The sequence below is a fragment of the Amorphoplanes friuliensis DSM 7358 genome (genome assembly GCF_000494755.1).
GTDB classification, from domain to species: domain Bacteria; phylum Actinomycetota; class Actinomycetes; order Mycobacteriales; family Micromonosporaceae; genus Actinoplanes; species Actinoplanes friuliensis.
In genome coordinates, this window is record NC_022657.1 from 1,078,257 (window position 1) to 1,096,753 (window position 18,497).

The 18,497-nt window shown below is 69.3% G+C and carries 15 protein-coding genes; 11 read left to right on the plus strand and 4 right to left on the minus strand.

Annotated elements, in window-relative coordinates:
- The first annotated feature begins 60 nt into the window (after positions 1–60).
- The 3 genes from AFR_RS05025 to guaA all read left to right on the plus strand — a co-directional run bounded on the left by AFR_RS05025 (position 61) and on the right by guaA (position 5,221).
- A complete protein-coding gene (locus AFR_RS05025) occupies positions 61–1,839 on the plus strand; it encodes a S8 family serine peptidase (RefSeq protein WP_023358345.1) in 1,779 nt (592 codons plus the stop codon).
- Positions 1,840–1,952: 113 nt separating this feature from the next.
- Positions 1,953–3,647: a S8 family serine peptidase gene (locus AFR_RS05030; protein WP_158510511.1), complete on the plus strand. Its 1,695-nt coding sequence runs from the start codon at positions 1,953–1,955 to the stop codon at positions 3,645–3,647.
- A gap of 20 nt (positions 3,648–3,667) precedes the next feature.
- Positions 3,668–5,221, plus strand: coding sequence for a glutamine-hydrolyzing GMP synthase (gene guaA, locus AFR_RS05035; RefSeq protein ID WP_023358349.1), 1,554 nt, complete (start codon positions 3,668–3,670; stop codon positions 5,219–5,221).
- 4 nt (positions 5,222–5,225) lie between these two features.
- On the opposite strand, the gene AFR_RS05040 is transcribed toward guaA, so the two are convergent.
- Positions 5,226–5,507, minus strand: a complete 282-nt coding sequence (locus AFR_RS05040; protein WP_023358351.1) for a PspC domain-containing protein — start codon at positions 5,505–5,507, stop codon at positions 5,226–5,228.
- Positions 5,508–5,736: 229 nt separating this feature from the next.
- Here AFR_RS05040 and AFR_RS05045 point away from each other — a divergent pair, with 229 nt between their 5' ends.
- The 3 genes from AFR_RS05045 to AFR_RS05055 all read left to right on the plus strand — a co-directional run bounded on the left by AFR_RS05045 (position 5,737) and on the right by AFR_RS05055 (position 8,845).
- A complete protein-coding gene (locus AFR_RS05045) occupies positions 5,737–6,684 on the plus strand; it encodes an NUDIX domain-containing protein (RefSeq protein ID WP_023358353.1) in 948 nt (315 codons plus the stop codon).
- A gap of 5 nt (positions 6,685–6,689) precedes the next feature.
- Positions 6,690–7,595 (plus strand): NUDIX domain-containing protein, encoded by a 906-nt coding sequence (locus AFR_RS05050; RefSeq protein WP_023358355.1) that lies wholly within the window; start codon positions 6,690–6,692, stop codon positions 7,593–7,595.
- 335 nt (positions 7,596–7,930) lie between these two features.
- Complete coding sequence (locus tag AFR_RS05055) at positions 7,931–8,845, plus strand: CDP-alcohol phosphatidyltransferase family protein (RefSeq protein WP_041841800.1); 915 nt, start codon at positions 7,931–7,933, stop codon at positions 8,843–8,845.
- A gap of 298 nt (positions 8,846–9,143) precedes the next feature.
- Here the strand turns inward: AFR_RS05055 and AFR_RS05060 are convergent, their stop codons facing one another.
- From AFR_RS05060 to AFR_RS05070, 3 genes are all read right to left on the minus strand, one after another.
- Complete coding sequence (locus AFR_RS05060; protein WP_023358359.1) at positions 9,144–10,391, minus strand: phosphatidylserine decarboxylase; 1,248 nt, start codon at positions 10,389–10,391, stop codon at positions 9,144–9,146.
- 94 nt (positions 10,392–10,485) lie between these two features.
- The gene (locus AFR_RS47630; RefSeq protein ID WP_023358361.1) at positions 10,486–10,887 is read right to left on the minus strand and encodes a hypothetical protein; all 402 of its coding nucleotides are present in this window, start codon (positions 10,885–10,887) and stop codon (positions 10,486–10,488) included.
- Positions 10,884–12,494 carry a PspC domain-containing protein gene (locus AFR_RS05070; protein WP_023358363.1) on the minus strand — a complete coding sequence of 537 codons (1,611 nt, stop codon included), beginning with the start codon at positions 12,492–12,494 and terminating at the stop codon, positions 10,884–10,886. Before AFR_RS05070 ends, AFR_RS47630 begins: the two co-directional genes overlap by 4 nt.
- A gap of 177 nt (positions 12,495–12,671) precedes the next feature.
- On the opposite strand from AFR_RS05070, the gene AFR_RS05075 reads away from it, so the two are divergent.
- The 5 genes from AFR_RS05075 (at position 12,672) to AFR_RS05095 (ending at position 18,491) form a co-directional block, all read left to right on the plus strand.
- A complete protein-coding gene (locus AFR_RS05075; RefSeq protein WP_084298333.1) occupies positions 12,672–13,931 on the plus strand; it encodes an ATP-binding protein in 1,260 nt (419 codons plus the stop codon).
- Positions 13,928–14,593: a response regulator gene (locus AFR_RS05080; RefSeq protein WP_023358367.1), complete on the plus strand. Its 666-nt coding sequence runs from the start codon at positions 13,928–13,930 to the stop codon at positions 14,591–14,593. Before AFR_RS05075 ends, AFR_RS05080 begins: the two co-directional genes overlap by 4 nt.
- A gap of 269 nt (positions 14,594–14,862) precedes the next feature.
- Positions 14,863–16,497, plus strand: coding sequence for a peptide ABC transporter substrate-binding protein (locus tag AFR_RS05085; RefSeq protein WP_052359326.1), 1,635 nt, complete (start codon positions 14,863–14,865; stop codon positions 16,495–16,497).
- A gap of 133 nt (positions 16,498–16,630) precedes the next feature.
- Positions 16,631–17,557, plus strand: a complete 927-nt coding sequence (locus tag AFR_RS05090; protein ID WP_023358371.1) for an ABC transporter permease — start codon at positions 16,631–16,633, stop codon at positions 17,555–17,557.
- Positions 17,550–18,491 carry an ABC transporter permease gene (locus tag AFR_RS05095; RefSeq protein ID WP_023358373.1) on the plus strand — a complete coding sequence of 314 codons (942 nt, stop codon included), beginning with the start codon at positions 17,550–17,552 and terminating at the stop codon, positions 18,489–18,491. The genes AFR_RS05090 and AFR_RS05095 overlap by 8 nt, the downstream gene beginning before the upstream one ends.
- Positions 18,492–18,497: the final 6 nt, after the last annotated feature.

Here is an 18,497-nt window from a genome sequence, read left to right on the forward strand (position 1 = left end):
CTTACGCTGACCGCCGCGATTCGCCGAGGGGTGGGTCGGACACGGGGAGGCACGTCCTACATGAAGCACGTCTCACGACGGGTGACCGTCAGTGCGCTGTCCGCGGCGGTGGTCGTGACGATGGCCGGAGTCTCGACCTGGGCGCTCGCGGGCGAGACCCCCGCCGGGCCTGTCCGGCTGGTCGTCGGTCTCAAGGCGAACGCCCCCGAGGCCGCGACCGCGGCCGGCGCTGTCTCCTCCATGGGCGTGCGGACGATGGACGCCAACGGCCCGGCCCAGAAGGCCATGTCGGCCCTGCGCGCGCAGACCGTCGAGGTCTCCGCGGCGCGCAAGGCTTCGGTCATCGCGGCCCTGAAGGCGAACCCCGACGTCGCGTACGTCGAGGTCGACCAGGTGCGCAAGGCCTACGACGTGAGCCCGGACGACCCGATGTACACCGACGGCCACCAGGGTGAGGTCGACCAGGTCAAGCTGCCCGCCGCGTGGGAGACCACCAAGGGCAGCAGCGCGGTCAAGATCGCGGTGCTGGACACCGGTGTGACGAGTGTCGGCGACCTGTCGGGTGCGGTGCTGCCGGGCTACAACTACGTCAGCAACAACACCAACGCGGCTGACGACTACGGCCACGGCACGATGGTCGCCTCGCTGATCGCCGGTCGTGGCAACAACAACGCGGGCATGGCCGGCGCCTGCTGGACCTGCGCGATCCTGCCGGTGAAGGTGCTCGACAAGACCGGTGCCGGGTACGACAGCAACGTCGCCAAGGGCATCGTCTGGGCCACCGACCACGGCGCGAAGATCATCAACATGTCGCTCGGCGGCACCTCCACCAGCCAGGTCCTCACCGACGCGGTCGCGTACGCGAACCTCAAGGGTGTCCTGGTCGTCGCCTCCGCCGGCAACGCGGGCCTGACCACCCAGAAGAACACCAAGCAGTACCCGGCGGCGCTGACCGACGTGCTCGCCGTCGGTGCCACGGCCCGGAACTCCGACGCCCGCGCCGACTTCTCCAGCTTCAACAAGTCCGGCGACACGTGGGTCGACATGGCCGCGCCGGGCATCGTGACCACGATGGACCGCTTCGGCAACTACCACACGGGTGAGGCCGGCACGTCGTTCTCGGCGCCGATGGTCTCCGGTGCGGCCGGTCTGCTCAAGGCCGTGCACCCGGAGTACACCGGCTGGTCCCTCTCCCGCGCGCTGCTGGTCTCGGCCCGCCCGCTCGCCAACGGCAGCTGGGCGCGGTACGGCATGCTCGACGCGAACAAGCTGCTGACGATCGGCACCGAGCTCGACCCGCCGACGATCACGGGCATCTCCACCCCGGGTGAGAACTGGCGCATGAAGGGCACCTTCAACGTCGTCCCGACCGGTGTCGGCGACGCGTGGTCCGGTGTGCGCAACGTCGACCTCTACGTCGACGGCGTCTACAAGTCGCAGGACCGGACGGCTCCGTACTCGCTGCCGTACAACACCGCGGGCAAGAACGGCACGGTCAAGATGCAGATCCGCGTCTGGGACAAGGCCGGCAACAAGGCGACCTTCGACCGCACGATCGTCGCCGACAACGGCCTGCCCACCGTGAAGATCACCAGCGGGCCGAAGGACAAGGCAAAGGTCTCCGGCACGGTGAAGCTGGCGGTCACCGCCTCCGACACCTACGGCATGCGCCGCGTCGAGATGCTGATGAACGGCAAGGTGATCCAGACGGACACCACCTCCCCGTACAACTTCAGCTTCACCGCCTCGAAGCAGCCGACGAAGATGAAGGTCCAGATCCGGGCGGTCGACCTCGCCGGGAACATCAAGTACGAGGCGACGCGCAACTACACGCGCTGACCCAGCTCTGAACAGAAAGCCCTCGCCGAGCGCTCCCGGCGAGGGCTTTCTGCTACCCGATAGCAACCATGACGGTCCGACCTTTCCACCGGACGGGCCCGACCGTGGTCGTCATGACATTGCGGGCTCTGGCTGTCGGTTTCCTGGTGGGTGGCTTCGCGCTGGTGGGTGCTCCCGCCGTCGCGGCACCGGCGGACGAGGCACCCGTCTCGCTCATCGTCGGGCTGCGCAGCGTCACCGACGTGGTCACGCCGCTCGAGCGCCGCGTCGACGTCGTCGCCAGTGAGCCGCTGACCGGGGCGGTCACCGTCGACGTGCCCGCCGACCAGGTCGCCGAGGCCGCCGACGTGCTGCGGGCCGACCCCGCGGTCGCGTACGTGGAGCGGGACCAGGTCGCCCGGATCGCCGCGGTCACCCCCGACGACCCGTACTACTCCGACCAGTGGGGCATCACGAAGACCGGGGTCAACCGCGCCTGGGACACCACGAAGGGTTCCGGCGGCATCGTCGTGGCAGTGGTCGACACCGGTGTGAAGAAGCTGCCCGACCTCTCCGGGCGTGTGCTCGCCGGCAAGGACTTCGTCAACAACGACAGCAACCCCGACGACGATCAGGGCCACGGCACGATGACCGCCGGTGTGATCGCGGCGGGCGGCAACAACGGTGTCGGCGTCGCGGGCATCTGCTGGTACTGCAAGATCCTGCCCGTCAAGGTCCTCGACTCGTCCGGTGCGGGCAGCTACAGCAACATCGCGCAGGGCATCCGCTGGTCCGCCGACAAGGGCGCGGACATCATCAACCTCTCGCTCGGCGGCGCCTCCGACAGCCAGCTGCTGCGGGACGCGGTCGCGTACGCCACCGGCAAGGGTGCGCTGGTCATCGCGGCCGCCGGCAACGACGGGAAGTCGTCGCAGCACTACCCGGCGGCGATCCCGGCCGTGCTCGCCGTCGGCGCCTCCACGTCGAACGACAGCCGGTACTCGTGGTCGAACTACGGCAGCAGCTGGGTCGACATCGCCGCACCCGGCTGCAACCCGGCGCAGGCCCGCAACGGCCTGGTCGGGCAGTTCTGCGGCACGTCCTCGGCCACACCGTTCGTCTCCGGTGTTGCCGCTCTGCTCGCCTCGACCAGCCCGGCCCCGACCTCCGCGGCGATCCGTGCGGCGCTGACCACGACCGCCACCAAGATCTCCGGCAACTGGGTCGCCTCGTCGTCGGGGCGGATCAACGCCGCGACCGCACTCGCCGTCCTGAGCGGCGACGACCACGTCGTCCCGGCGGCGTCCTTCGTCACACCGGGCGGCAACGCCTACGTGCACGGCACGGTCGGCGTCACGGCACGGGCGACCGACAACATCGGCATCGCCCGGGTCGAGCTGCTCGCCGACGGCGTTGTCGTCGCCACGGACCGCGTGGCCCCGTACGCGTTCTCCTGGCGCACCACCGCCCCGGCCGCGACCGTTGCGCTGGGTCTGCGCGCCTACGACTACAGCGGCAACGTGGCGACCGCCACCCGCCGTGTGACCGTCGACAACCAGGCCCCGACCGTCCGGGCGACCAGCACCACAGCCAACGGCACCCGCAGCGTCCGCAAGACCCGGTACGTCACGGCGACGGCCGCCGACGCCCACGGGATCAAGCGCGTCGAGCTCCTCGTCGACGGCAAGGTCACCTACTGGTACGCCGGCACCGTCCGGAAGTTCCCGGTGCAGACGTGGAAGTACGGCAAGGTCATGACGGTGCAGGTCCGGGCCTACGACAGGGCCGGCAACGTCCGGTACGCCCCGGCCCGGAAGTGGTACCGCTGACGCAAGTAAACTCGCGCTCCATGAGCACACCGCGTCCGGTTCTTGTTGTCGACTTCGGCGCCCAGTACGCCCAGCTGATCGCCCGCCGGGTCCGCGAGGCGCGGGTCTACTCGGAGATCGTGCCGCACTCGATGCCGGTCGCCGAGATGCTCGCCAAGAACCCCGCGGCGATCATCCTGTCCGGCGGACCGTCCAGTGTGTACGAGACGGGAGCACCGTCCCTGGACGCAGCCCTGTTCGAGCACGACGTGCCCGTCTTCGGCATCTGCTACGGCTTCCAGGCGATGGCGCAGGCGCTCGGCGGCACCGTCGCGCACACCGGCGCACGGGAGTACGGGCGTACGCTGCTGTCGCCTTTGTCCGAGGCCGGGACGCTGATGCGGGAGCTTCCCGCGGATCTGCCGGTCTGGATGTCGCACGGCGACTCGGTCACCGAGGCGCCGACCGGTTACACGGTGACCGCCTCCTCGCCGGGTGCGCCGGTGGCGGCCTTCGAGAGCCTGGCGACGCGGCGGGCCGGCGTGCAGTTCCACCCCGAGGTGGCGCACACCCAGCAGGGGCAGGAGATGCTCCAGCGGTTCCTCTACGACATCGCGGGCCTCGAGCCGACCTGGACCTCGGCCAACATCATCGACGACCAGGTCGCCGCTATCCGCGAGCAGGTCGGTGACAAGCAGGTCATCTGCGGGCTGTCCGGCGGTGTCGACTCGGCGGTGGCCGCGGCGCTGGTGCACAAGGCCATCGGTGACCAGCTCACCTGCGTCTTCGTCGACCACGGGCTGCTGCGCGCCGGTGAGGCCGAGCAGGTGGAGAAGGACTACGTCGCGGCGACGGGCATCCGGCTCGTGGTGGTCGACGCCGAGGAGACGTTCCTCGGTCACCTGGCCGGTGTCACGGACCCGGAGCAGAAGCGCAAGATCATCGGACGCGAGTTCATCCGTACGTTCGAGGGCGCCGCGCGGGACCTCGACGCCGAGCGGCACATCGAGTTCCTGGTGCAGGGCACGCTCTACCCGGACGTGGTGGAGTCGGGCGGCGGCACCGGGACGGCGAACATCAAGTCGCACCACAACGTCGGTGGCCTGCCGGACGACCTGCAGTTCGCGCTGATCGAGCCGCTGCGCACCCTCTTCAAGGACGAGGTGCGCGCGCTCGGTGCCGAGCTGGGCCTGCCGGAGGAGATCGTGCAGCGGCACCCGTTCCCGGGTCCGGGCCTGGCGATCCGCATCATCGGCGCGGTCGACCGGGAGCGGCTCGACGTGCTGCGCGCCGCCGACCTGATCGCCCGTGAGGAGCTGACCGCCTCCGGCCTGGACCGCGAGGTGTGGCAGTTCCCGGTGGTGCTGCTGGCCGACGTCCGCAGCGTGGGTGTGCAGGGCGACGGCCGGACCTACGGGCACCCCGTCGTGCTGCGGCCGGTCTCGAGCGAGGACGCCATGACCGCGGACTGGTCACGTCTGCCGTACGACGTCGTCGCCAAGATCTCGAACCGCATCACCAACGAGGTGCCCGAGGTCAACCGGGTGGTCCTCGACGTGACGAGCAAGCCGCCGGGCACGATCGAGTGGGAGTGACCGCTCACTGCGTGGGCGGCTGACCCCAGGTCGGGTCGGCGGGGTCGCGCCACGGCGGTGCCGGCGGCGCGGCCTCGGCGGGCTCCTCCGGCATGATGAACCACATGATCGGGTACGCGAGCGCGGCCGTGCCCCAGGTGATGACGGTGAGCACGGCGAAGCCGACGCGGACCAGCACGGGGTCCACACCGAGGTAACGCCCGAGCCCGCTGCAGACGCCCGCCACGATGCGGTCGTCGAGGGGGCGGCGGAGCTGCTTGTACGGGGCGACAGTCGGTTGAGTCATGTCACCAGCGTGCGTCGTGGCGGCCCCTTGCCGCCTCGGTGAGAGCCCCGATTCCGACCCTGATTCGTCCCTGCGGGATGGGTGATTCGCGGGGTTTGCTGTCTGTTACGACCCGGGTGCGTTCGGTGCGGAGAACCGCCCTGATCAGCGATTACTGTGGGCTATCGTCCTGTCAGGAATCCGACAGACGTTTTCTGGAGGTAACATAATCCGGGCAGAATGCCGACACGTGACCCCCGCTCTGGAGCCGCTCCGCAGGATCGCGGCCTACGCCGTCGCGACCGATCCCCAAGGCCGCGTCCTACTCGTCCGTGCCTCGGCACGCTCCGGCACCCCCGGCGTGTGGTCGCTGCCCGGCGGTGCCGTCGACCACGGTGAGGACCCGAACCACACCGTCGTCCGCGAGACCGCCGCGGAGACCGGTCTGTCCGTCGCCGTCACCGGTCTGCGTGACGTCCTCGCCGACATGAGGTCCCTGCCGCACCGCGGCGTCACCATCCACACCGACCGCCTCGTCTACGAGGTGTCGATCCGTGGTGGCAACCTCTACGACCGCATCGGCCAGCCCACCGACCTGGCCCGCTGGCACACCCTGGAGGAGGCGGAGAGGCTGCGCCTGCGGCCGTTCACCGCCGCCGCGCTGGGTCTCTCCGCCGCCTCGGCCGACCTGCGGCCCGAGGAGACACCCGACTTCCCGTCCTTCTACGCCGTCGCCGGCCCGGACGGGCTGCACCGCGCGCAGCGCTTCGCGGCGTACGCGATCGCCACCGACCCGCAGGATCGCCTGCTGCTCACCCGCATCGCCCCGGGATACCCCGGGGCCGGCTGCTGGCACCTGCCCGGCGGCGGCACCGACTACGGCGAGCAGCCCGGCACGGCCCTGATCCGCGAGCTGGTCGAGGAGACCGGCCAGGAGGGCCGCCTCATCGAGCTGCTGGGCGTCGCCAGCCACCGCGACGCGGCGTCGCTGGGCCCCGAGGGCTACCCGATCGACTGGCACGGTGTCCGGGCGTTCTACCGGGTCCTCGTCGACGCGCCCACCGAGGTGAGCGTGAAGGACGTCGGCGGATCGACCTCCGAGGCCTGCTGGATGGCCCTCAAGGAGGTCGCCGAGCTCCCCGCCGACCAGCTGACCGAGGTGACTGCCGAGGCCCTGCGGGCGGCGAAGCTAGCCTGAGAGGTGTGAAGGTCAGACGAATCGGCGCGTACGGCGTCTGCCGCGACAGCGCCGGCCGGGTCCTGCTCGCCCGCAACTCGCACCTCTCGACGTTCCAGGGTCTGTGGACCCTGCCGGGCGGTGGTGTCGAGCAGGGGGAGGACCCCGACGACACGGTGGTCCGGGAGTTCGCCGAGGAGACCGGCCTGGTCGTGAGCAGGATCGGCCTGCGCTCGGTGACCGCGGACGTGTTCCGGCTGCCGGGCACCGACACGTGGGAGCACACCGACCGGATCATCTACGACGTCGAACCGGTCGGCGGGAGCCTGCGCAACGAGGCCGAGGGCACGACCGACCTGGTCGAGTGGCGCCGGCCGGACGGGCTGCCGCTGATGCCGTTCACGGCCCGCGTCCTGGGCCTGCCCGACACCGCTTCCGACATTCCGGACGACCCCGACGAGATTGTCGCCCGCACTCCGGGGCGTGGCCAGCGCTTCGGGGCGTACGGCGTGGTCACCGATCCGGCGGGCCGGATGCTGCTCACTCAGATCTCCGCCGGCTACCCGGGCGCCGGCCTGTGGCACCTTCCCGGCGGTGGCACGGATCACGGTGAACTACCCGAGGCGGCCCTGGCCCGCGAGATCCTCGAGGAGACCGGCCAGCACGGACGGGTGACGGAACTGCTGGGCACCTCGCACCGGCACAGCCCCGCGGAGCTCGGCCCGGAAGGGGTGCCGATCGACTGGCACGTCGTCCGTGTCCTGTTCAGGGTTCTGGTCGACGTGCCGACAGAACCAGTGGTGACGGAGGAAAAAGGTGGTTCCACGGCCGCGGCGGGCTGGTTCGACCTCGCCACGGTGAGTGAAATGCCGTTGACCGAGGTCACCCGGGCTGCGGCCGGTCGGCTCGCGGAGGAAACAGCTCATCGGTGATCGTCCTGGAAAGCCTCGGTTAGACTCGTCACAGGGCCAGGCAGCGTGCGTGCCTCCCGCGCCCGTCGGAGGATGAAAACTCCAGAGGACGTCGTTGCACAGGACGGCTGATGAGGTCTACGAGGTCTATCGCCAAGACCGCTCGGCTATGCGATTGTGTAACCCGCCCGACATAACTGTCCGTAGACGTACGGGCGTAGGGCAGCACCCCCGGACCGGCCATAGCCGGCGGGGCTTCCAACCCCCAGATGGAGGAGCACGTGCCGAGAACCCCTTGGCGCCGGCGTCGTACGACGGATAGTCCCCGTCCCGCCGGACGTCGTTGGGCAGGCCGGCTGCGCCGTAGCGGAACGATCGCTCGGCAGGCCCTGCTGGTGCGCGTGGGACGCAGGTCCGGCGATGCCGGCCGCGCCGCCACGGCCACCCGGGCTGAGGTGATCTACACCGGCACAGACCTTCTCCCGTCCCCGTCGTACGCCCGCGGTCGCACCGTGGCGACCTCGGGAAGCAGCCACGGACCCGTGGCGATGGCCCAGCCGGCCGTCGTCGAGGCCGATTCCGCCTCGCTGCTGCCGGGTGAGCACACCCTGCGCCGGCAGGTCAGCTTCGCGCTGGTCAACGCCTGCACCCTGGCCAGCCTCGGGCTCGGCCTCCTCGCGATCTTCCTGGCCATGCACGGCGACGTCCGGATCGCGGCCGCCTGCCTGGTGGCCTGCGTCGGCTTCGACGGGCTCGACGGCGCCCTGGCCCGCAAGCTGGGCGTCTCCAGCCCGTTCGGCGCCCAGATGGACTCGCTCGCCGACATGTGCTCGTTCGGCCTGGCCGCGCCGGTCGTGGTCTACGCCTCGCTCGCGCACAGCGTGCCGACCGCGTTCGCCGCGATCGCCTGCGTCCTGGTCGCCGGCTGCGCCGCGATCCGCCTGGCCCGCTTCAACGTCTCGCCCAAGGACGGCCGTTTCTTCTCCGGCGTCCCCACGACGATGGCTGCGGCCGTCCTGGCACTGACCGTGCTCCTCGACCTGCCGATGCCCGGCATCGTCGTGGTCGGCGGCGTAGCCCTCCTGGCGATCGCCATGGTCTCGAGCTTCCCGTACGCCAAGGTCGCCCAGCTCGTGAAACTCCCCATGTGGCTGTGGCTGCTCCCCATCGGCGCCGCCCTCATCAACGCCGAACTGACCTTCGTCATGGTCGTAGCCGCCTACCTCTTCAGCGGCCCCATCATGTGGGCCAGAGCCAAGCGAATCGCCTGACCAAGCACCCAAAAAGCCGGTCCCGCCAACGCGGGACCGGCTTTTTCATGTCCTGAGAGCACTCGACGTGTCCAGTAAGCAGGGCTCGTCCACCTGCCCACAAAGCCCACCCCGCCCGGGTGGCGAACCTGATTACGGCCCCAACCCCAACGTGGTCAAGCCGCAACCAGAGTCGCACTTCGCCCGTCGGTGTCGAGGGTGCCAAAACAAGCTAGGCGCCCTTTGCCGTGGCTTGTTTTGGTGCACTCGACACCGACTGCCCCTGGGGCGAAGTGCCGGCGAAGCGAAGCGGAGCCATTTAGCTCAGCCAGCGCGCGATCACGGAGCTGGCCCCAACGACCTTGTCCCCAACCGCAACAACGGCCTCAGCCCGGTCAGCGGGAAGATAGACGTCGGTGCGAGACCCGAACCGGATCAACCCCATCCGCTCGCCGCGAGCCACCAGAGTCCCCACCGGCACCCGCTGCACGATACGACGAGCAATCAGCCCAGTACGCTGCGCAACAGCCACCGTCCCGTGGTCTGTATCCAGAACCGTGTAAGCCGCCACATTGTGCTCAGCAGCCGCGGTCATGGCATTGGCATAGCCGCCATCGATCACGAAGTAATCGGTGACCCGTCCAGCAACCGGCACCCGGTTAACATGCACGTCCAGCACCGACAGGAAAACAGCGATCCGGAGGAATTCACCTTCGCCGAGCCGCTCGTCGGTCATGCGCTCGACCGACAGAACCCGCCCGTCACTGGCCGCCACGATCGACCGAGCATCGGCGGGGACATCCCGCTCCGGGTCCCGGAAGAACGCGGCCACAGGCGCGGCGAGCACGGCCGGCAGCAGCCACAACTTCGACTTCGGCCGGGCTGCCCGCGCCACCGCCGCCAGCCCGAGGGCAATACCGGCAGCAGCAACACCGTTCGAGTCGATGTGCATGGTCCGGGTCACCGGAACGCTCGACGGCCTGTACGCGGGCGCCAGCGTCGCGGCCACCGCGGTGTCGGCCTGGCTGAAGCGCAGCTTGTGGACCCGCAGCGGCGGCTGGTTGCGGGTGACGAGGTCGGAGCCGACCCCGAAGAGGGCGCTCTGCCGGAACAGTTCGGCGGCAGCACCGCCGGTACGGCCGGGCACCGCGGGGGTGGCGACGGAGACGACCGCGCCTTCGTTCAGATATTTGGTCAGGCTCTCCAGGACCGCGCGGGTCTCCTCGGCCGTGCCGGTGAGCGGCTCACCGAGGATGACCACGTCGGCCGGGTCGGCCTCGGCGAGCGAGTCCAGGATGCGGACCCGGTCGGAGATCCAGCTGCCCAGCCCGGTGATGTGGTCGCGGAGCAGGTCGGCCGTGCTGCGTTCGCCGGCGACCAGGGTCAGCGTGTCACCGGGGAGCAGTGCCTCGACGGCGGCGGCCACGACGGACGACGAGTGGTCGGCCGCGATGACCAGGGCCGTCGTGGCGGCGTTGTGGCGGGCGAACTCGGCCGTGAGGGCGCGGGCGGCGCGCGGCCCGACGCCGGTCACGGGAGCGGTGGACACGGCGGGAAACGGCGTCATGGCGGTGCGGGCTCCTCGCGCTGGGGATTTCCTCTGCTCGAAGAGCATATTGCGCGGTCCGCGGGCCCCACCCGTTGGTGTGACCCGCGGACCGTCAGTTGTCTTTTTTGTCCGTCTCGGCGGGCGGTGCGGCCGGGGACTGCGGCGCCGGCGGGGTCGAGACCGGGTGGGACAGGTAGGCCGGGTGCAGGTCGACCCGGTCGGCCGGGTTGTCCAGCAGTTCGCGGACGATGTCGGCGTGCATCTCGGGCGGCAGGTCCCCGGGCGTCTCCACCTGGGCCTCGGCCTGCACCGGCGCGGGCACCTCGGTCCGCTTGCCGGAGCGGATCGCACCCAGCAGCCCGATCACACCGAAGAGGATCAGCCCGCCGGCCACCAGCCAGCCCGCGGCGGGCAGGTGGACGGACATCACCCGGGTGATCGCCCACCAGCCCGCGATGAGCAGGAAGATCAGTCCGAAACTCAGTGAGATGCCATCGGTGCGGTGCGGCTTCATCGGGTCACCTCCACGTCGCCTGTGTTCATCTCGATGTTCAGAGTCAGGGTGCCACCGCCGGCGCCGTCCGCGCCCAGATCGGTGACCGCCTGGGAGCCCAGGTCGTTCCCACCCCACTCGCGGCCGAACAACTGCACCCGGCCGCCGTCCATGCGTACGGTCGTGGTGGTGTCGACGTTGTCCGGCAGCAGGACCTTGAGCTGGCCGAGGTTCATGGCGACCGTGGTGACCTGCTGCTGGTTGGTGAAGTCGACGGCACGCAGGTCCAGCGTGGCCGTACCGATGGTGAAGTCGTAGCGGTCCGCGACCGCGGTGATGCTCTGCGGCCGGTAGGAGCTGGTGCCGAGCTCGGCGCCCCAGGTCTCGGTGCCGCTGGAGACGGCCAGGCCGAGGCTGGTCAGCACGGCCAGGAAGATGAGTCCCCGGGCCCGGCCGAACCAGGCGCCCACGATCAGGCCGAGCGCCACCGTGGTCAGTGCGGCGGCGAAGTACGCCGAGACCGCGACGTTCACGCCGGCCAGGTCGATCAGGGCCAGCAGACCCATGACCATGACGATCATGAAGAACGTGATGCGGCCGAGCTTCGAGCGTTCCCGCTTCGGCTTCGGGGGTCGCGGAGGCCTCGGCGGCGCCGGCGGGTGCACGGCCGGTCCGGCGGACTGCTGCGCCCACGGCCCGTGCGGTGCGAACGGCGGCCGGTAGCCACCGGTCGGCGGGATGTACGCGGCCTGCGTGTAGTTCGGCGGCTGCGGCGACTGGTAGGCCGGCGGCGCGTAGTTCGGCGACTCGTAGTTCGGCGGCGCGTAGTTCGGCGGCTCATAGTTGGGCGGCTGCGGAGGCAGCGGTGCGGTCAGCGGTTCGTCGGCCGGTGCGGCCGCGGCCGGGTACGCCATCGTGGGTTCGTCTGCCTTCTGATCAGCGGGCGTGGCCGGCGGGGTCGTCGGCGCCGGGGGAAACGGGGCAGCGGTCGCCGCGGACCACGTGCCGGCCGGTGCCGGAGCCGTTGTGGACCGGTTCGCGTTCAGCTTGTTGCCCCGCTTGAGCAGCAGCGCGCCGCAGACCAGGACCGCCGCCGCCAGCAGGGTGGCGCGGAAGCCGTCCCGGACGACAAAGGCGAAGGTCAGGATGGCGGCCCCGCTCAGCAGCACGATCGACAGCGGCTGCATCGCCGAGCGACCGCGTCCCAGCAGCGACTCGATCGGCGAGGCGGTGTCGTTCTCGGCCGGGATCAGCAGCCAGCCGATCAGGTAGATCAGCACCCCGACGCCGCCGAAGAAGCCGAGCACGGCCAGCACGACACGCCACAGCACCGGGTCGGTGTTGGTGGCGTTGGCGATCGCTCCGGAGACACCGGCGACGTACCTGCCGCGGGTGGGGCGGATCAACTTCTCGCGGGAGAAGGAAGGACCGTCCTCGCCCGTACCGAACCAGGGTGGAGGAGCGGCACCGGGCGGGGGAGCGGAACCGGGCGGTGGCGGGGGCGGCGGGTCGGCCGCGGGCGGCGCGTCCGCGGCCGGCGCCTCGTACGGCGGCGGAACGGCGGAAGGTGCCGGAGCGTCCTGCGACGACCCGGAAGCTTCGCGGGACTGGGCAGCTTCGTCGGTCATGCCATCGATACTGGCGGTAGAACGACCCGAGCCGCCTCAGGAGGCGACCCTGACGCCACCCTGAGATCCGGGGGCCGTACGGATGGGGGAGTTTCCCCGTGGTCCGCGACCCCCGCCGCGTGTGACGATCGAACAGGCCCGGCGTCACGCCGTGCCCGCAACCCCGGAGGAGGAGCGATCACCGCCACCGCAGCACCCCAGCCGCGCCGCCTGTACCGGCCGCGCGATCACCGTGTCATCGCCGGTGTCGCGTCCGGTATCGCGCGGCACCTGCGGGTGCCGGTCACCGCGGTCCGGATCGCGCTCGTGCTCCTGCTCGGCTTCAACGGCCTGGGCCTGCTGCTCTACGCGGTGTTCTGGGCCGTGCTCCCGCAGCAGCTGCCCGACGGCCAGCAGCAGACCCGCCGCGACCTGGCGCTGCTGCTTCCCTTCGGCGCGATCGGCCTCGGTGTCATCCTGCTGCAGGGCCTGCTCTTCGGTGACAACCGCGTCGCCGGTACGGCCGGCTGGCTGGTCGCCATCATCGCCGTCGGCGCGGGTGTGATCTGGCATCAGTCCGACCCGACCCGCCGCGGTCAGTGGGCGGCCAACCCGCAGGCACCCTGGCTCGCTGCGGTGGTGGCGGAGAGTGACCGACGGTCCTTCCTGTTCCGCTTCATCGGCGGCGGTGTGCTGGTCGCCACGGGCGTCATCGGCGTCCTCGCCGTCTACGCACCGGCCGGCAGTCTCACCGCGGTCTTCAACGGCGTGATCTTCGCGCTGGTCGGCCTGCTCGGTGTCGGTGTTGTTGTCGCGCCGCTGCTCTGGCGGACGTTCAGCCAGCTGCGTTCCGAGCGTGAGGGCCGCATCCGCGAGCAGGAACGCGCCGAGGTCGCAGCCATGATCCACGATCAGGTGCTGCACACCCTGGCCCTGATCCAGCGCAACTCCACCGACATCAAAGAGGTGCAGCGCCTGGCCCGCGGTCAGGAGCGCAGCCTGCGCAACTGGCTCTACAAGCCGATGGCCTCACCCACCGAACGCTTCGCCGCCGCGCTCGAGCAGGCCGCCGCCGAGGTCGAGGACACGTACGCGATCTCGGTCGAAGCGGTGGTGGTCGGCGACACGCAGTGTGACGAACGGGTGGCCGCACTGGTCGCCGCCGCCCGCGAAGCACTGGTCAACGCCGCGCGGCACGCCGGTGTGGAGACCGTGTCGCTCTACGCGGAGGTGGAGGACGACGAGTTGAGCGTCTTCGTCCGCGACCGTGGTGCCGGGTTCGACCCGGCGGAGGTGGAGGATACGAGACACGGCGTCCGCGGCTCCATCATCGGGCGGATGCAGCGGCACGGCGGCCAGGCCGAGATCCGCAGCGCCCCCGGTGACGGCACCGAGGTACGCCTGACGCTGCCCGCTTCGCGGGAGAGCGTCTCCGCCGGAAAGGAGACTGCACGATGACCGAGCCTGTAGCCGGGGAGACCCGGCGGTTGACCGTCTTCCTCGTGGACGACCACGCGATGTTCCGGGCCGGCGTCCGCGCCGAGCTGGGTGCGCACGTGGACGTGATCGGGGAGGCGAGCTCCGTGGCGGAGGCGGTCGCGCGGATCGCGGCGACCACTCCGGACGTCGTGCTGCTCGACGTGCACATGCCCGACGGCGGTGGCCGTGCCGTCCTCGACGCGATGCGGCGTACACATCCGCAGGTCAAGTTTCTGGCCCTGTCCGTCTCCGATGCCGCCGAGGATGTGATCGGCCTGATCCGGGCCGGCGCCCGTGGCTACGTCACCAAGACGATCTCCCCGGACGAGCTGGCCGCGGCCATCAGGCGGGTGGCCGACGGCGACGCGGTCTTCAGCCCGCGCCTGGCCGGTTTTGTCCTCGACGCGTTCGCTTCGCGCCCCGATGTCCCGGTCGCGGACCCCGAGCTGGACCAGCTCACCAACCGCGAGCGGGAGGTGCTGCGCCTGCTCGCCAGGGGCTACGCGTACAAGGAGATTGCCAAGGAACTGTTCATCTCCATCAAGACGGTGGAGACCCACGTGTCGAACGTGTTACGAAAACTGCAGATGTCCAATCGTTACGAACTGTCGCGGTGGGCCGCGGATCGCCGTCTCGTCTAGGGCGCATCAACCGACCGGTCCGGGCGTTTTACCCTTTCACGGCGGAAAACCGACATCACGGCTACACAAAGTTATTGGGTTACTACAGCGTTCCTCAAACCCCTGGTCAGGGCCCTGTTCCTGACCGAAAGGACGATCTTCAGGGAGCGGCAGAGGCGTATCGGGCTAATATCGGCTTGATAACGGCGCCGTCAGGGCCTAGGGGCTCTGTGCGAAGGTGTCCTCTACTCACACAACCCCTCGTGAGCGCCCTTGAAGGAGTAACTCCCATGCTCGGGAATCGCCCATGGAAGATGGCGGTCGGCGCGACCGCCATCGCCTTGTTGGCCGCCGGCTGCTCTGGAGGCGGGTCGGAGGACACCGACGCCGCTTCCAACACCGTCGTGATTGGTATCGGAGAGCCGCAGCACCTCATTCCGTCGAACGCGACTGAGTCGAGCGGCGCGCAGGTCCTCTCCTCGCTGTTCTACCCGCTCGTCGACTTCGACGCGCAGAGCAAGCCGGTCGAGGTCGGCGCCGAGTCGGTCACCTCGGACGACAACAAGGTCTGGACGATCAAGCTGAAGTCGGGCTTCACGTTCAGCAACGGCGAGCCCGTCATCGCCGACAACTTCATCGACGCCTGGAACTACGGCGCGTACGGGCCCAACGCCCAGGGCGCTTCGTACTTCTACGAGCGCATCGAGGGCTACGCCGACCTCCAGTCGGTCGACCCCGACGGTGAGGAAGGCCCGAAGAAGGCCCCCGAGCCCAAGGCCAAGACGCTGACCGGCCTCAAGAAGGTCGACGACACCACCTTCACGGTGACCCTGTCGGCGCCCTTCGCCGGCTGGGAGTCCGTCATGGGCTACACCGCGTTCTACCCGCTGCCGAAGGCCGCCTTCTCCGCCCCCGGCGTCATCGCCGACGGCTTCGAGGACGCGATCATCGGTAACGGCCCCTTCAAGATGAAGGGCACCTGGGAGCACGACTCGCAGATCGTCGTCGAGAAGGTTGCCGACTTCAAGGGCACCGTCCCGAAGATCGACGGCGTCACCTGGAAGATCTACCAGGACCAGAAGGCGGAGTACGCGGACCTCACCGCGGAGAACGTCGACGTCCAGACGACCATCCCGATCGAGAGCCTGGCCGCCGCGCCCGGCGACCTGGGTGACCGTTTCCAGAAGAGCCCGAGCTCCTCGTTCGCGTTCGTCGGCTTCCCGACGTTCCAGAAGGAGTTCGCCAAGAAGGAGGTCCGTCAGGCCCTCTCCATGGCGGTCAACCGCCAGGAGATGACCGACCAGATCTTCCTCGGCTCGCAGACGCCGGCCACGTCCTTCGTGTCCCCGGTGGTTGCCGGTTACCGCGACAACACCTGTGGTGACAACTGCAAGTACGACCCCGCGAAGGCCAAGGCGCTCTACGACGCCAACGGTGGCCCGAAGAAGATCCAGGTCACGTACAACGCCGACGGTGGCCACAAGGCCTGGGTCGACGCCATGTGCAACCAGATCAAGGCGTCGCTCGGCATCGAGTGCACGGGTGTCGGCGAGCCCAAGTTCGCTGACCTCCTCACCAAGGTCGAGAAGAAGGAGCCGGTCGGCCTCATCCGCCTCGGCTGGCTGATGGACTACCCGCTGATGGAGAACTACCTGGGCCCGCTGTACGGCACCGGTGGCTCCTCCAACTACTACGGCTACTCCAACCCGGCGTTCGACAGCCTGGTGAAGGAGGGCTCGGCGGCCAAGACGACCGACGAGGCCATCGCCAAGTGGCAGCAGGCCGAGGACATCCTCGCGCAGGACATGCCGGTCATCCCGCTGCGGTTCGGCCAGAACGTCTTCGGCCACTCGCAGAAGGTGAAGAACGTGGAGGTGGACCTGTTCTCGAAGGTCGACCTGTACAAGATCGAAGTCAACAGCTGATCTCAGGCCGTTAGTGCAGTAGTGGCGCCACGGATTCTGTGAAACCGTGGCGCCACCGCTGTATCCCCCTACTTACAGCCGCCGCGCCCACGACGCCCGGCGGCGCATCTTCCGCGGAAGAGGCTAAATCCGTATGTTCCGCTATATCGTGCGGCGCCTACTACAGATGGTCCTGACGTTCTTCGGGGCCACCTTCATCGTGTATGCGCTGATGTTCGCCAACCAGGACGACCCCCTCCAGGCGTTGGCGGGCGAACGACCCCTCACCCAGAACGTTCGTCAGGCTCTGACCGAGCGCTACCACCTCGACGAGCCCTTCATCATGCAGTACTGGTACTACATGAAGGGCCTGCTCACCGGGGACTTCGGCACCTCGCTCACAGGCCGCAAGATCGCGGACATGATGGCCCAGGCCTGGCCGGTCACCATCCGGCTCGCCCTCATCGCCATCGTGATCGCGGCGACCGTCGCCGTTGTCGCCGGTGTCGTCTCCGGCATCCGTCGCGGCAGCCTGTTCGACAACGTGACCCTCGTGATCACGCTGATCATCCTCTCCCTGCCGATCGTGGTGCTCGCACCACTCGCGCAGCTGATCTTCGGCATCAAGCTGGGCTGGTTCCCGCCCACCGCCGGCGCCCATCCGAGTTTCTGGGCACTTCTGTTGCCCGCTCTGGTCCTGGGCAGCCTGGTGATCGCGACCGAGCTGCGCGTCACGCGCTCGTCCGTCGCCGAGAACCTGCGCTCCGACTACGTTCGCACCGCACGCGCCAAGGGTCTGTCCCGCCAGCGGGTGATCGGTGTCCACGTGCTGCGGAACTCACTCATCCCGGTGGTGACGCTGATCGGCGTCGACATCGGCGGTCTCATGTCCGGGGCCATCGTCACCGAAGGCGTGTTCAACATCCCCGGCGTCGGGTTCAACCTCTTCCGCGGCATCCGTACCGAGGACGGGCCACTGGTGGTCGGTTTTGTCAGTGTCCTAGTCATCGTCTTCCTGGTCGTGAACCTTCTGGTCGACCTGCTGTACGCCGCCCTCGACCCGAGGATTCGTTATGAGTGATCTCGAAGCAGTAGCCGCCGCGGCCGGCCCCTCCGGCACCCCTCCGACGGAGCCCCGGCACGTCGACAAGCGCGACAAGCCCCGCAGCCTCGCCGGCGACGCCTGGATCGACCTGCGCCGCAACAAGATCTTCTGGTTCGCGTCCATCCTGGTGGTCATCGTCCTGCTGATGGCGATCTTCCCCTCGCTGTTCACCTCGGCCAACCCGCGCGACTGCGCGCTCAGCCGGCAGCACGCGGGCCCGAGCGGCTCGGCCTTCTTCGGGTACGACTTCCAGGGCTGTGACGTCTACGCCAAGACGATCTACGGCGCCCGCGCCTCGATCGAGGTCGGCGTGCTCGCCACGCTGCTGTCCGGCATCATCGGCCTGCTCTTCGGCCTCGGCGCCGGTTACTTCGGCAGCTGGGTCGACGCGATCCTGTCGCGCTTCATCGACATCGTGCTCGGCATCCCGTTCCTGCTCGCCGCGATCGTGCTGGCCAAGCGCCTGTCGTCGAACCCGGAGAGCAACGGCATCGTGGCGGTGACCATCACCCTGGGTGTGCTCGGGTGGACCACAGCGGCCCGCATCATGCGGTCCTCGGTGATCGCCTCGAAAAACCAGGACTACGTGGCGGCGGCGCGCATGCTCGGTGCCGGCCCGGCCCGGTTGATGATGCGGCACATCCTGCCGAACTCCATCGCGTCCTTCATCGTGGTGCTGACGATCCTGCTGGGAACGAACATCGCGAGCGAAGCGACACTGTCCTTCCTCGGCATCGGCCTCAAGGGAGACGCGATCTCCTGGGGCATCGCGATCTCCGAAGCCGGTTCCTACGTGCGGACCGCTCCGGAACCGCTGATCTGGCCGTCCATCTTCCTGGCGGCCACGGTGCTGGCCTTCATCATGCTGGGCGACGCGGTCCGCGACGCCTTCGACCCGAAGCTGCGGTGATCCCGA

Coding starts and splice junctions, on each gene's coding strand:
- AFR_RS05085 (WP_052359326.1), top strand. CDS start 14,863: ATGCTCGGGAATCGCCCATGGAAGATGGCGGTCGGCGCGACCGCCATC.
- AFR_RS05095 (WP_023358373.1), top strand. CDS start 17,550: ATGAGTGATCTCGAAGCAGTAGCCGCCGCGGCCGGCCCCTCCGGCACC.
- AFR_RS05040 (WP_023358351.1), bottom strand. CDS start 5,507: ATGACTCAACCGACTGTCGCCCCGTACAAGCAGCTCCGCCGCCCCCTC.
- AFR_RS05070 (WP_023358363.1), bottom strand. CDS start 12,494: ATGACCGACGAAGCTGCCCAGTCCCGCGAAGCTTCCGGGTCGTCGCAG.
- AFR_RS05060 (WP_023358359.1), bottom strand. CDS start 10,391: ATGACGCCGTTTCCCGCCGTGTCCACCGCTCCCGTGACCGGCGTCGGG.
- AFR_RS05025 (WP_023358345.1), top strand. CDS start 61: ATGAAGCACGTCTCACGACGGGTGACCGTCAGTGCGCTGTCCGCGGCG.
- AFR_RS05090 (WP_023358371.1), top strand. CDS start 16,631: ATGTTCCGCTATATCGTGCGGCGCCTACTACAGATGGTCCTGACGTTC.
- AFR_RS05030 (WP_158510511.1), top strand. CDS start 1,953: ATGACATTGCGGGCTCTGGCTGTCGGTTTCCTGGTGGGTGGCTTCGCG.
- guaA (WP_023358349.1), top strand. CDS start 3,668: ATGAGCACACCGCGTCCGGTTCTTGTTGTCGACTTCGGCGCCCAGTAC.
- AFR_RS47630 (WP_023358361.1), bottom strand. CDS start 10,887: ATGAAGCCGCACCGCACCGATGGCATCTCACTGAGTTTCGGACTGATC.
- AFR_RS05080 (WP_023358367.1), top strand. CDS start 13,928: ATGACCGAGCCTGTAGCCGGGGAGACCCGGCGGTTGACCGTCTTCCTC.